At 44.7% G+C, this 13,286-nt stretch carries 12 protein-coding genes and 1 pseudogene; all 13 read left to right on the top strand.

Going from position 1 to position 13,286, the window contains the following annotated elements:
* Positions 1 to 16: 16 nt before the first annotated feature.
* A pseudogene (locus tag E5358_RS04405) lies at positions 17 to 236 on the top strand (DUF1016 N-terminal domain-containing protein); the annotation flags it as partial.
* A gap of 141 nt (positions 237 to 377) precedes the next feature.
* A complete protein-coding gene (locus tag E5358_RS04400) occupies positions 378 to 2,738 on the top strand; it encodes a two-component regulator propeller domain-containing protein (RefSeq protein WP_135939073.1) in 2,361 nt (786 codons plus the stop codon).
* A 299-nt stretch (positions 2,739 to 3,037) separates the two neighbouring features.
* Positions 3,038 to 4,594 (top strand): ATP-binding protein, encoded by a 1,557-nt coding sequence (locus E5358_RS04395; RefSeq protein WP_135939072.1) that lies wholly within the window; start codon positions 3,038 to 3,040, stop codon positions 4,592 to 4,594.
* A gap of 95 nt (positions 4,595 to 4,689) precedes the next feature.
* Positions 4,690 to 4,983, top strand: a complete 294-nt coding sequence (locus tag E5358_RS04390) for a nucleotidyltransferase family protein (protein ID WP_135939071.1) — start codon at positions 4,690 to 4,692, stop codon at positions 4,981 to 4,983.
* A gap of 28 nt (positions 4,984 to 5,011) precedes the next feature.
* Positions 5,012 to 5,278: a DUF3791 domain-containing protein gene (locus E5358_RS04385; protein ID WP_135939070.1), complete on the top strand. Its 267-nt coding sequence runs from the start codon at positions 5,012 to 5,014 to the stop codon at positions 5,276 to 5,278.
* A gap of 3 nt (positions 5,279 to 5,281) precedes the next feature.
* Entirely contained in the window at positions 5,282 to 5,512 is a 231-nt protein-coding gene (locus E5358_RS04380; protein ID WP_135939069.1) for a hypothetical protein, read from the top strand.
* Between the two features lie 15 nt (positions 5,513 to 5,527).
* The gene (locus tag E5358_RS04375) at positions 5,528 to 6,013 is read left to right on the top strand and encodes a DUF3990 domain-containing protein (RefSeq protein ID WP_135939068.1); all 486 of its coding nucleotides are present in this window, start codon (positions 5,528 to 5,530) and stop codon (positions 6,011 to 6,013) included.
* Between the two features lie 144 nt (positions 6,014 to 6,157).
* Positions 6,158 to 7,222, top strand: a complete 1,065-nt coding sequence (locus tag E5358_RS04370) for a Wzz/FepE/Etk N-terminal domain-containing protein (RefSeq protein ID WP_135939067.1) — start codon at positions 6,158 to 6,160, stop codon at positions 7,220 to 7,222.
* A 10-nt stretch (positions 7,223 to 7,232) separates the two neighbouring features.
* Entirely contained in the window at positions 7,233 to 8,591 is a 1,359-nt protein-coding gene (locus tag E5358_RS04365) for a lipopolysaccharide biosynthesis protein (protein WP_135939066.1), read from the top strand.
* Positions 8,579 to 9,859 carry a glycosyltransferase gene (locus E5358_RS04360; protein ID WP_277821154.1) on the top strand — a complete coding sequence of 427 codons (1,281 nt, stop codon included), beginning with the start codon at positions 8,579 to 8,581 and terminating at the stop codon, positions 9,857 to 9,859. The genes E5358_RS04365 and E5358_RS04360 overlap by 13 nt, the downstream gene beginning before the upstream one ends.
* Positions 9,860 to 9,873: 14 nt before the next feature.
* Positions 9,874 to 11,040 (top strand): EpsG family protein, encoded by a 1,167-nt coding sequence (locus tag E5358_RS04355; RefSeq protein ID WP_168354580.1) that lies wholly within the window; start codon positions 9,874 to 9,876, stop codon positions 11,038 to 11,040.
* Positions 11,037 to 12,203, top strand: coding sequence for a glycosyltransferase family 4 protein (locus E5358_RS04350; RefSeq protein ID WP_135939064.1), 1,167 nt, complete (start codon positions 11,037 to 11,039; stop codon positions 12,201 to 12,203). The genes E5358_RS04355 and E5358_RS04350 overlap by 4 nt, the downstream gene beginning before the upstream one ends.
* Positions 12,200 to 13,285 (top strand): glycosyltransferase WbsX family protein, encoded by a 1,086-nt coding sequence (locus E5358_RS04345; RefSeq protein ID WP_135939063.1) that lies wholly within the window; start codon positions 12,200 to 12,202, stop codon positions 13,283 to 13,285. The genes E5358_RS04350 and E5358_RS04345 overlap by 4 nt, the downstream gene beginning before the upstream one ends.
* The last annotated feature ends 1 nt before the right edge of the window (position 13,286 follow it).

The raw sequence follows: 13,286 nt of genomic DNA, 5'->3' as shown, positions 1-13,286 counted from the left end.
TGATAAAAATATTGATATGGCAGGAAAGAACATATATAATAATGCCGTCGAGCGGATAAAGGCTGCTATACTTAAGAGCCAATATACAGCGGCGAAACAGGTTAATGCAATACAGTTGTCATATAGAATTTATAGCAGAACAACTGAAGAAAGAATTGCCGGGACTGAGAGGGTTCAGCGCAAGAAATATACGTAATATGCGTAAATTTTGGGAGGAATGGCATGATTTGCTATCCAATTCTGCAGATTCAATTATGAGAGTTCAAAGTGTTCCGGATATGGAACAGTTGAGGAATCTGCTTATTCAAAGTAATGTTAAAGAGAACCACTCCGAGTCCGATTAATATGTTTTCCAAGAACAAAGTATAAAAATACTTATGCCACGACATCTGATACTCCATATCCTGTTCCTGCTCTGCCTTGTGCAGAGAAGCATTGCACAGATATCCGAGACTGTCTACAACACAGATTCGGGTGTGTCCCATTGGATTGTTTCTGATATTCTTCAGGACAGCAAAGGATTCATCTGGTTCTCGACATGGAATGGGCTGAACCGTTTCGACGGTTACGAGTTCAGGCAGGTGAAATCCTATCCGGGAGACGGTGCAGACATATGTTCGGAAGTGATACGGCAAATGGCACTTGACGAGACTGGGAACATCATTTGCATTACGGAGGACGGTTTTTTCAAGTTAGATGCCCGGACTTACAGACTGACATCAGGTTTTGGCAAGTCAAAGTACATATTTCCAAAGAACACGTGTCCGGTCTCTTTTCGCGACAGAGAAGGGAATCTTTGGCAGGTGGGACGCTATGGAGTGACGAAGGCAAGCAGTGCGGAGCATCCGGCACAGCTTGTAGAGGATACGGAAGGAGTGCAGGCGAGAGCGTTTCTTCTGGACAAAGGCTCTCGTCTGTGGCTTGCCACGAAGGAGGACGAGTGCATACGTCTCTATAACCGCAGTCGCAGGTTGGTGGGGTATCTTGGCAGAGATGGCAGATTTCACAGGGAGAAGACCCCATTCGGCTATCGTGCATACAGTATGATGCAGGCACGCAATGGGGACATCTGGATAGGGTGCAAGCCGGGAGCATTGCTGAGGCTGAGGAGCAGGCATGACGGCACGTATGAAATAAAGGAGTTAGGCAAGGAGGAGTTGCCATGCAATGTCATTTATCATATAGTGGACGACTCTGCCGGACGTCTTTGGTTTGCGACATTCGGCGGCGGTGTGGCATGTATTGAGTATCCTGCCTTGGAAGAACCGTCATTTGTGACTTTTCCGATGAAGGACATTGCGGACGGGAAGGTAAAGGTAAGGCGAATATACCCAACGCATTCAGGGAACATTGTCTGTGCCACGACCAACGGATTGATCTTGGGCATTGTCGATAAAAAAGACCTGCGGAAGACTGTTTTCCGTAGATTGGTGCGTAATGGAAATGATGAGGGGAGTCTTGCCGGGAATGCTCTGATGGATGTTGTCGGGGATAAGGCAGGGCGTATATTCATTGCTACGGAGAACAATGGCATAGATGTGACGGACGAGAAGACACTGTTCTCTGCGAAACCTTCATTCCGGCACTACAACACCGCCAATTCCTCACTTACCTCTGATGCTTGCCATGCATTGGCATTGAAGGATGCCGGCAGGCTTCTGATTGTATCCACAGACAGAGTGATGGACTTCTCACCTGAAAAAGACGAGACTGTGACTTATTCAAGCACTTTCTGGAATGCCGAGAGCCATTTCTCCGAGGAGCGTCCTCTGCAACTTTCTCCTGACTCATGGCTCTTCGGGCAGGAACAAGGGGCGTATATCGCTACACGGCGCAGCATGGATGTTCCGGGCTATGTCCCACCATTGTTGTTTACGGAACTGGCGGTCAGTGGGAAACGCTCGCGCCTTGATGTGTGCAACACTGATACGATAGTAATAGGCACGGATGAGAGGAACTTCTCTTTGTCGTTCGCTACGCTGGATTATACTGACAATTCTGAGATACTTTACCGCACGCGGCTTGACAGCGCACCGTGGAGCCATGCCTCAAAGGACCGCTCACTGACATTCTATGACCTGCAGCCGAGAGAGCACATCTTGGAAGTGCAGTCCACGGACCGTTACGGCCGCTGGGTGAAGAACACGCGTCGGCTTCTGATTGTGGTGAAGCCTCATTGGTATGAGACTCTTTGGGCAAGGTTTCTCGGTTGGCTTATAGTCGTGGCTATGATTACGGGAGCGGTGTACACAGTGTTCCATGTCCGTGAACTCCACCGTCAGCGTCATGAACTTTTGGAGAAGTATATGGCTCTCCTTGACAAGTCTGCCGGCAGTGGCGGCAACACTCCCGCCAAGGAGATAGTGGAGGAACTTCCTTCCGATATTCCTGCAGCGGACAGGAAATTCCTTGACCGTGTGAAGGAGTATATAGAGGAGAACATATCCAACAGTGATGCCAACATCGATGACATGGCATCCTTCGCCGCCACCAGCCGCAGCAATCTTAACCGCAAGCTCCGCTCCCTTGTGGGCATTACTGCCGCACAGCTCCTTATAGATGCAAGGATGCAGAGAGCTGCACAACTCCTCGGAGGGGATGAGGGAGTGGAGAAACTCAGTGTTTCCGAGGTGGCTTACCGCTGCGGATATTCCGATTCGCGGTATTTTGCTCGCTGTTTCAAGCAGAAATATGGTGTCACTCCTTCCTGTTTCTCTGCCGAGAGTGAAAAGGAATGATGGAGTTCTTTCCTGTCAATGTTTACGGTCTATAACAGCAATTACCATAACATCAATTATTGAAATTATAAGAAACAGGAACAAAAATGCCATAACCATTTGGCAATATGAAGAAAAAAACGTATCTTTGCCATATTATTTGTGGAATCATGAGCCTGATGTAATACAGATTAGAGCCATGTTTCCACAATATTAATGAGAACAAGGCGTTAATATAACATAAGGAGTGGAAGCGTGAGTTGCATATACCATGTATGATAACTGGATATATTTAAGAACATAATAAAAGCGGAGGCAATATGGCAAAGCACAAATATCCGATAGGAATACAGACATTTGACAAGATACGTTCTGACAATTTCTTGTATATAGACAAGACCGAGTTGATTTACAATTTGGCTCATGGCAATTCCCAGTACGTATTCCTCGGTCGTCCCCGTAGGTTCGGCAAATCGCTCCTTGCCAGTACCATGCACTGCTATTTTGAGGGCAGGAAGGATTTGTTCAAGGGGCTTGCCATAGAGAATCTTGAAAAGGAGTGGAAGAAGCACCCTGTTCTGCATTTCGACATGAGCAAGGCAAAGCACCTCAATGAGCAGGAACTGGAATATTACCTCTGCCTTCAGGTGGAAGAGTATGAGAGGAAGTATTGCTGTGATGACAATGTCATTGGAAGCGGCAACCGTTTTGCCCGCCTCATGAAGCACACTTACGAGCATACGGGCAGCCAGGTGGTGGTCATCATAGATGAGTATGACGCTCCGCTCCTTGATGTAGCCCATGAGGGCGACCGGCTGAAGAACCTGCGCCATATCATGCGTAACTTCTACAGCCCATTGAAAGCCAGCGACCCATACCTGCGCTTTGTCTTCTTCACCGGCATCACGAAATTCTCTCAACTGAGCATATTCTCGGAACTGAACAACATCACCAATGTCTCCATGTGGGACAAGTATGCAGGAATCTGCGGAATAACAAAAGAAGAACTCCTTACCGCAATGAGTGAAGACATAGACCTCTTTGCAGAGCATAACAGTCTCACCCGCGAAGAGGCAGTCAAAGAGCTGACGGAGAATTATGACGGTTATCATTTCTCTCCGCAATCGCCGGACATCTTCAACCCATACAGTCTGCTCAACTGCTTTGAGCGTATGGAGACTGGCAGCTATTGGTTTGCGTCAGGAACATCAACATATCTCATCGAGATGATGCGCAAATACAAAACACTGCCGTCAGAAATTGGCGGAATATGCAAGGCCACCGCTGATAATTTTGATGTGCCGGTGGAAACGATGCGTTCCATTATGCCACTGCTTTACCAAAGTGGCTACATGACGATAAAAGGTTATTCGCCATTGTCTAAGATATATACGTTGAGTATACCAAACAAGGAGGTTCGCACTGGGCTTATGAAAGCCTTGATACCCAATTACATAAATGCCGAACTGCCGACAACCGTAATCGGAGAATTGGCGGAAATGTTCTTGGAAGGAAATATAGAAGGTGCTCTTTGCCTATTGCAGAAATTCTTCAAGACAGTCCCTTACTGCAACGATATCGACCATGAGGGACACTGGCAGCAGATGCTTTATGTCGTGTTCTCCCTCTTCGGAGCCTACGGCGATGTTGAGGTCCATACCAGTGACGGACGTGTGGGTCTTGTCATGGTGCTGTGGGGCAAGCTGTACCTTATCGAGACAAAACTTGACAAGTCAGCCGGCGAAGCCATGTGCCAGATAGAACTGAAAAACTATGCGGAACGCTTCTCCCTCCTCAGCCTGCCGACAGTGAAGATAGGGATAAACTTCAGCACCAGGGAACGTGGCATAACGGACTGGAAGGTGGAGGAAGTGTGAGCGATACAAAAATATGACAGAAGAGATAGTCCGGGAAATAAAATCCCTCTATCACCGATGCTGGAAAAAATGTACAACGATTTCACAAAAAGGCTATGAGCACCGGACTGTCGGAACTGCATGTAAATATCTTGAAAACATTGTGCAGACATTATCCTGAGATAGAAAGCATCGTGCTTTTCTGTTCAAGGGCAAAGGGCTGCGCCAAACAAGGCTCGGACATAGACATCGCAATAAAGGGCGCACATGTTTCATTGGACACAATCATGCATCTATGTTCAGAATTAGAGGAAAGCACGCTCCCATTCTTTGTGGATGTGCTCCATTATGATACGATAAAGAACCATGCACTCCAAGAACACATCGGCAATGTCGGAATCACATTGTGAATGACCAGTAAAACGCAGAAGATAAATTATGGACAGAAACAAAGTCAGAGACATGGCAGAGTACACAATAGCCCTGACAAATGAGTTTGCCAAGGCACACGGACTCACGGACGAACAGGCATTCCGCTATATGGATCGCTTCGAAGGATTGGACTTCATCCTTGACAATTACGAAGCAGTCCACACACAAAGTTTCTTCGATATGGTCGAGGCAGTCGGAACTGTCTGCCGGAGGAATGGCGGAGAACTGCAACCCAACGACATCAAGAATTACGAACAGCTAAGAAAGATTTGAAGTATGAACATCACAGACAAAGAACTCAAATATATGATAGAGTGCGCCATGAGGGATTTGACAGAGATGCTTGTGGAAAAAAGGCAGATGACTGTCAAAGAAGCTTTGCGCACACTTTACACATCAGACACACTAAAGGCTCTGAAAATGCCTGCCACGGGACTTTACCATCAAAGCTCTCAATACATATACAGTTTCTTAGACAATGAAATAACGACAGCCAGGATGGCTTAACACACACAGCATACGATGGAATTATATCATGGAACAAACATGCGTTTCAAAGAAATAGACCTAAGCAAGTCAAAACAGGGCAAAGATTTCGGCAAAGGGTTCTATTTGTCTGCTGACTACAAGCAGGCGGAAGTTATGGCTATAACAAAAGTAAACCAACTCGGAGGAGAACAAACGATATTGTCATACTCTTTCGATGAGAAACTGTTTGATTCCAATGAACTAAAAGTAAAACGCTTTGAAGGATATTCGCAAGAATGGGCAGAATTCGTGTTTGCAAACAGGAGTAGCACATCACCAATGCCTGCTCATGATTATGATATAGTCATAGGTCCGATAGCCAATGACCGTGTAGGTTTACAGATTCGACGTTTTATGGAGCATGATATTGACATCAACACATTCTTGAACAAACTGAAATACATGAAGGGTGTGACGACCCAGTATTTCTTCGGAACAGAAAAAGCAACAGCACTGTTGAAACCTATAGATGCAAAATAATAACATGCTATCCTTCTTTGAGGTTATTCCCCACCATGACACCTGCACTCAAAGAACACATCGACAATGTCGGAAGAACTTTGTGGGGACATAAATAAAATACACTTGCCGATAAATTAAAAGCATAAAGTCAAATACAAAAACATGGAAGAAAAAGCTAATATAAAAGAAATAGACCTCATTGCACTGGCAACAAAAGTGCTGAAAGACCGTAAATCGCTGACGATAGCAATCATTGCAGGAGCGGTATTGGGATTGATTATAGCGTTCTCGTCACCAAGGTCTTATACGTCGAGTGTAATCTTGGCACCGGAGGTATCCGCCGGAGGCATAGGGCTGTCAAGCAACCTTGCTGACATGGCGTCATCATTCGGAATAGACATCGGTAAAGGAACAAAGAGCATGGATGCCATCTATCCTGAAATCTATCCGGAGATACTTACTTCCAACGATTTCATATATACATTGTTCAATGTTCCTGTCAGAACCAAGAATGACGATACGGAACGTACATATTTTGAACATCTTACGAGAGACACGAAGATTCCTTTCTGGCAATATCCGAAAATATGGCTTGTAGAGGCGCTGAAACCCAAGGAAAGTGTAGGTAAGGGTGGTGGTAAAGCTGATCCGTTCAGGGTTTCAAGATTAGATGAGGAAATGTGCAAAGCCATTTCACTGAGCATCGGATGCACGGTAGACAAGAAGACCAGTGTAATAACAATCACCGTCACCGACCAGGATCCTTTGACAGCGGCAATCATGGCTGACACTTTACAGCAGCGTCTCCAGAACTATATCACAGCCTACCGCACGAAGAAGGCACGCAACGACCTCGAATATTACACAAAGCTGCATACAGAGGCAAAGGCAAAATACCAGAAAGCACAGGATGCCTATGCTGCTTATTGTGATGCCAACCAGGATATGCTGCTCGAGGCATACATTACAAAGCGTGATGAATTGGAGAATGAGATGCAGGCGGCTTTCACCATGATGAACCAAATGTCCCTGCAAATGAACTCCGCTAAAGCGAAGATACAAGCTCGTACTCCGGCATATACTATCATCGAGTCGGCAAAGATGCCACATAAGCCGTCAAGCATGTCAAGAATGATGATACTCATCCTGACTATGTTTTTTGCTGTCATGGTGGATGCTGCGTGGGTGCTGTTTATAAAAGATTTGATAAATAATAGGAAAAAATAGGTGTTTTGCAGTGGGAATAATTCATAACAAGATAACAAAACGGCTGTCATCTGTTGATGGGCGAACATTGAATGTTGCAAAAAACACTGTGGCAACAGCAGTGATGAGAGTTTGCCTACTTGCCTGTTCGTTGATAATGGTGCCAATAACGCTGGATTATCTTGACACAGAGAATTACGGAGTATGGATGGCTATGACCTCCGTTCTCTACAGTTTTTCTTTTTTTGATATAGGGTTAGGCAATGGAATGAGAAACTATATGGCAGAGGCTTTGTCGGCAGGGAACAAGGAAATGGCACGCTCGTACTTCAGCACTGCTATGTTCATCCTGACAGGACTTGCCTTCCTCATTGCCATTGTCATTATTCCACTTGTACACATTATTGACATAAACACTCTGCTGAACATCAAAAGTGTAGGAAATAGGGAACTGGTAATGATTTTTTCCATGGCTGTTTTCTTCACACTGATACAGTTTGTCGCCAAAAACATCGGAATGGCATACATTGCGATGCAGCAGTATGTTGTGAATGATTTTATCATATTCATTGGAAATGTACTGTCTGTGATAGCTGTATTTATCCTTACAAAGACGACAGAAAGCAATCTTGCCTATGTCGTTGCTGCTTTTACAGGAATACCAGCATTGGCTTTTTGTATGGCGGCTGTCCCACTACTACGCAAGCATCCATATCTGAAGCCGAGATTCAATAGTGTGAACACCGATGTTGTGAAGAAAGTAGTAGGCAAAGGACTGGGATTTTTCACTATCCAGATTACCAGTTGTCTTGTTGTCTTCGGAGGAGCCAATGTATTCATCTCACATTACTGCGGTCCAGAGCAAGTCACGATTTACAATATCAGCTTCAAACTGTTCAATCTCTTGATAATAGCATATACCATAATATTGTCACCGCTCTGGAACGCGTATACCGACGCTTTGGTCAAGAATGACTATGAATGGATAAGCCGGGCTTACAGAAGGTCGGCAAGGATGCTGATGATGAGCGTGATCGCAGGTCTTCTCCTCCTTTCTGTCAGTGACTTTTTCTTCAGGAAATGGGTTGGCAGTACAGTGACAATTCCGTTTGAGGTGTCTGTATGTGTCTTGTTGTATGTCTGCTCGTTCAATTTCACGAACTGCTCATCATATCTTTTGAACGGGTTCAACAAAATACGGATTCAGATAGTGTCTTCTATCCTTCTGACAGTCATATACCTTGTTGCTATAACAACTGTCACAGGAAAATATGGAGTTATTGGCATTTCATTGTCCATGGCAGCTGTCTTTATTATAGAAGGATGCCTGTATGCATACCAGGCAAGGTTGCTTATTACAAAAAGGGCAAAGGGAATATGGAACAAGTAAACATTCATCATAAGATAAGCGTCATAACCGTTGTCTACAACGATGTCAGGAACATCCGCAAGACAATGGAGAGCTTCTTCTCGCAGACATGGGCGGAGAAGGAGTATATTGTCATCGACGGAGGCTCCTCCGATGGAACGGCAGACATCATCCGTGAGTATGCCGACAGGCTTGCTTTCTGGTGCTCAGAACCTGACGGAGGCATCTATGAGGCAATGAACAAAGGCATAGGGCATTGCACCGGTGACTGGATAAACATTCTTAACAGTGGTGACGTATATGCGTCGGCTACATCTCTTGAGGATGTGATAATGGAAGCTGGAGACAAGGATGCAGATGTCATCTTCTGCAACAGTATCGAGGTGCATCCGAAATTCAAATACAACCGTTTTGCGGACGATGACCCATCGCGTCTGGACTATATTCCGACATTCCGGCATGGTTCTTCTCTGATAAAGGCATCTGTGCACAAGAAATATCTTTATGATGTCTCAAAGAAGAAATCGTTAAAGTACTCACTTGACTGGGAGATGCTTCATCGTCTGTACAAGGACGGCTATACGTTCCGGAAAGCCGATGTGTTCCTTGAGGAGTATCTCCTCGAAGGTGTGTCGAACAGGCCATACAATAATCTTTGGTACAACTACAAGATTACTTCCGGTGGCGGGATACACTTGAAGAAACTGATGTTCATGCTTATACAGATGTTCAACATTATGAAAGCAAACAGTTCTGTCACAGCCTTCGCTTACAGTTTTGTACTTGAGTTTGTCATCAACAGCATCTGTCCGCATATCCCATTCTGGACATTGCGCCGTCCGTTACTGAGACTTGGCAAGGTGAGACTTGGTAAAGGGGCGTTCATCATGAGGAAATGCTATATTATGAACGCCAATTTCCTTGAAATGGGAGAATACAGCCACATAAACAGAGGATGTCTCATCGACGCGCGTGGCAAGATAACTATTGGGGACAATGTCTCCGTCTCGCATAATGTAAGCATTGTTACCGGAGGGCATGATGCCATGTCCCCGGACTTTATAGGGATTTTCAAGCCCATAGTCATCAAGGACTATGCATGGCTCGGTGTTGGCTGCACCATTCTTCAGGGAGTTACCATAGGACGTGGTGCTGTGGTGGCTGCCGGTGCTGTGGTGACAAAAGATGTCGGCGACTACGAGATTGTCGGCGGAATGCCTGCAAAAAAGATTGGAGACCGTCCGAAGAACCTTGGCTATAAATGTCATGGCTGGAGTTGGTTCACATAAAGCAATTGAATACAATGATATACTCCATTCCATATATGATATTCCTTGTCTTTCTTCTTGTTCTGGCAGTGATTGCCAGCGAAAAGAAGGAAGACAAGGCATTGTTCCATAATATTAACCGTTTAGGTATAGTCTCTTTTCTTGTATTCTTCGGATGCAGGGGATATATCTGGCATGATTGGACTGTATACGCACATTTGTTTGGCAACATCTCTTGGAGTGATTTGCTTTCGTACAACTATTTCAAGCATACGGAGCCGTTATGGCTTGTCTATGAGTTGGTTTGCAAGACAATAGTCGACAACTATTATTTTCTTGCATTTGTCTCAAGTCTTATAAACACAATCCTTCTTGTTCGTTTTTTCAGCAGGTATAGCATAAGCGTGCTTTTTGCACTGGCAACGTATGTGGCTTTCAGTGGTTTTGAAATCTCAATAAACCTCATGCGAAACTCAATGGCAATGTTCATTGTTCTGAACGCCTTGCCTTATATAGAAGAAAAGAAATTCTGGAAATATCTGTTGATGTGTGGTATTGCTATGGGTATACACTTGTCCTCCATCATCTATATACCTCTGTATTTCATTCTGAACAGACGTGTCAACAAGTGGGTGTTCTTTGCAGCCGTACTTATAGGCAATGCCGTGCTTTTCTCAAACATAGCATTTATATTGAAACTGGCTGAGGCGATAGGCTTCAGCAATGAAATTATCACTGCAAAGATTGAAATCTACTCCGATTTCGGAATGTTTGCAAGTTCACGCTTTGTCCTTCTCCAACGTTTCATAATATGCTTGCTGGTGTTCCTCTATTATGACAGACTGACAGAAATGTCAAGAAGCAATCAAATGTTCATCAATGCTTTGATGATATACATCCTTGGTTCATATCTGACAAGTGAGTTCTCTGAAATGAGTAACCGCATTGGAATCCTGTTCTCTTTCTCGTTCTGGATATTGTGTGGGTATCTTGTGAAATGTTTCTACTATGTCAATAACCGTCGCCTGTTCATGTTGTTTATCGGGTTCGTTCTGATGTTCAACACATATATCACCACATCGGAGAACATAAAAGAATATCAGAACTGGCTGTTCGGAACGGCAGAGTCTTACGAGGCAAAAAGGAATTTCTATAATAAGAATTTTGTGGAGACAAAACAAATAAACTCTGATAAGAAATGAAAATAGCATATATATCCTTGAGTGTCTTTACAGACTGTGACATTCCTCTTCTCAACGCTTTGGCAGAGAAAGGCGTGGACATAACATACTATTTGATCATGTCTGACAAGAACAAGTGTGGGACAGTCGTAAGTATTGATAAGATGAAACTGGAAGCAAAGGTCTATCCCGCATCTGATTATCCCGAACTAAAAGGACTAATGAACGAAGCAGGACTCAGGAACATGAGGATTGTCAACATGCCTGTAGCACATAATTACTCGTGGACATCATTCCTCCTTGCCTATAGATTCAGAAGAGAACTTAAAGCAGGAGGCTATGACTTGGTACATTTCACATGGCCTTTCGACTATTGCTTTTTTTTGTTGTATAGTTTGGACATGCCCAAATTGTTCACTGTCCACGACCCGATACCTCATTCCAGTGATGAGAAATTCATATATAATCTGCAACGTGGAGTTGCCATGAGACGGGCTGATTATTTCATGCTGCTTAACAATACCCAAAAAGAACAGTTCAAACAACGATACTCAATCACTGACGACAGAATATTCGACTCCAAACTGAGTATCTACACACATCTGAAAAACAACGAAGTGGGTGCATCACTTTACGACAAGCCTTATATCCTTTTCATTGGAAGCATCAACCCGCACAAAGGTATCAGGTACTTGTGTGAAGCAATGGAGGAAGTACATAAGGAACAACCTTCGTTGAAACTGGTAGTGGCAGGAAAAGGAACATTTGATTTCAATATCCAGGAGTATGTTGACCGGGGATATGTGAAGCTCATCAACCGCTTCATTGAGACAAATGAGCTCATTTCCCTCGTCCATCATTCACAATTTGTCTGCTGCCCGTATATCGATGCGACGCAGAGCGGCGTGATAATGTCCGCGTTCGCATTGGATAAGCCTGTATTGGCGACAAAAGTCGGAGCATTGCATGAAATGGTGGAGGACGGCAGGCACGGACTCCTTGTTGCTCCAAAGGACAGCCATGCATTGGCAGGAGCTATAATAAAGATGAACAGCAATACTGTCCTCGACCGGATGGCAGAGAATATTCTGCACGATTACCATCATGGCAACAATTCATGGGATTACTTAGCCGGCAAACTGATGGATAACTACAATATCATTCTAAACAACAGACGCAGATGAAACCACAGATAATAGCATTCTACCTACCTCAATATCATCCCACAGAACACAACAACCTATGGTGGGGAAAAGGATTCACGGAATGGACAAATGTAGCCAAGGCGAAGCGCCTGTTCCCTGGTCATTACCAGCCAAAAATCCCTGCAGACCTGGGATTCTACGACCTTCGCCTTCCTGAGACGCGCGAGGAGCAGGCTTGTTTGGCAAGAGAAGCCGGTGTGACAGGTTTCTGCTATTACCATTATTGGTTCGGCAACGGTCATGAAGAATTGGAACTGCCATTCAAGGAGGTTGTGGAATCAGGCAAACCGGACTTTCCCTTCTGCTTGTGCTGGGCTAATGAGTCATGGTTCAAGAAATTCTGGAATAATGATGGCTCATTGGTCGACAAGAAGATTCTTGCAGAACAGAAGTACTGTGGCGAGGAGGATGACGTGAAGCATTTCTATTCCCTTCTGCCAGCATTCAAAGACAAAAGGTATCTTAAAGTCAACGGAAAACTTCTCTTCCTTATCTACAAGCCACTGGAGTTCGAGGAGGCGGAACGCTTCATGTCCCTTTGGCAGCAGCTGGCAAAGGAAAACAATCTGCCGGGATTCCACTTCTCCGGATTCACTTATTTTGCGGACACAACAGGTGAGGACATACTGGGCAGTGGCTTCGACAGTGTTGTCTCATGCCGTCATAACAGAGATAAAATACACAATTTCTCATGGTTCCTACGAAAAATTACAAGCATGGTGCTGAGATGTCCGAGGATGATGAAGTATAAGACAATATGGCCACGCCTTATCAGCGACCTTGAACGGCACGACGAAAGATACATACCTGTCATTATGCCAAACTGGGACCATACGCCACGCAGTGGAAGGAACGGTGACCTGTTTGTCGGCTCAACACCGGAAGAATTCAAGAAGCACTGCAAAGATGTGCTGTCCTCCGTAAACGAAAAGAAAACTCCATTATGCTTCATAAAATCATGGAACGAATGGGGCGAAGGCAACTACATGGAACCTGACATGAAGTTCGGCAAAGGATACATCAAAGCCTTGAACGAAGCCTTATCCGAGTTAAAAGACTAAC

Origin of the sequence: Palleniella muris, assembly GCF_004792655.1 — a bacterium.
GTDB lineage: Bacteria > Bacteroidota > Bacteroidia > Bacteroidales > Bacteroidaceae > Prevotella > Prevotella muris_A.
Note: the sequence above shows the minus strand (reverse complement) of the source record. Positions and strands in the feature narration are given on the sequence as shown.

Bases quoted from the DNA above. Each gene is read 5' to 3' on its own strand.
- E5358_RS04385 (WP_135939070.1), top strand. From the start codon at position 5,012: ATGGACAGAAACAAAGTCAGAGACATGGCAGAGTACACAATAGCCCTG.
- E5358_RS04400 (WP_135939073.1), top strand. From the start codon at position 378: ATGCCACGACATCTGATACTCCATATCCTGTTCCTGCTCTGCCTTGTG.
- E5358_RS04360 (WP_277821154.1), top strand. From the start codon at position 8,579: ATGGAACAAGTAAACATTCATCATAAGATAAGCGTCATAACCGTTGTC.
- E5358_RS04355 (WP_168354580.1), top strand. From the start codon at position 9,874: ATGATATACTCCATTCCATATATGATATTCCTTGTCTTTCTTCTTGTT.
- E5358_RS04380 (WP_135939069.1), top strand. From the start codon at position 5,282: ATGAACATCACAGACAAAGAACTCAAATATATGATAGAGTGCGCCATG.
- E5358_RS04375 (WP_135939068.1), top strand. From the start codon at position 5,528: ATGGAATTATATCATGGAACAAACATGCGTTTCAAAGAAATAGACCTA.
- E5358_RS04345 (WP_135939063.1), top strand. From the start codon at position 12,200: ATGAAACCACAGATAATAGCATTCTACCTACCTCAATATCATCCCACA.
- E5358_RS04395 (WP_135939072.1), top strand. From the start codon at position 3,038: ATGGCAAAGCACAAATATCCGATAGGAATACAGACATTTGACAAGATA.
- E5358_RS04350 (WP_135939064.1), top strand. From the start codon at position 11,037: ATGAAAATAGCATATATATCCTTGAGTGTCTTTACAGACTGTGACATT.
- E5358_RS04390 (WP_135939071.1), top strand. From the start codon at position 4,690: ATGAGCACCGGACTGTCGGAACTGCATGTAAATATCTTGAAAACATTG.
- E5358_RS04370 (WP_135939067.1), top strand. From the start codon at position 6,158: ATGGAAGAAAAAGCTAATATAAAAGAAATAGACCTCATTGCACTGGCA.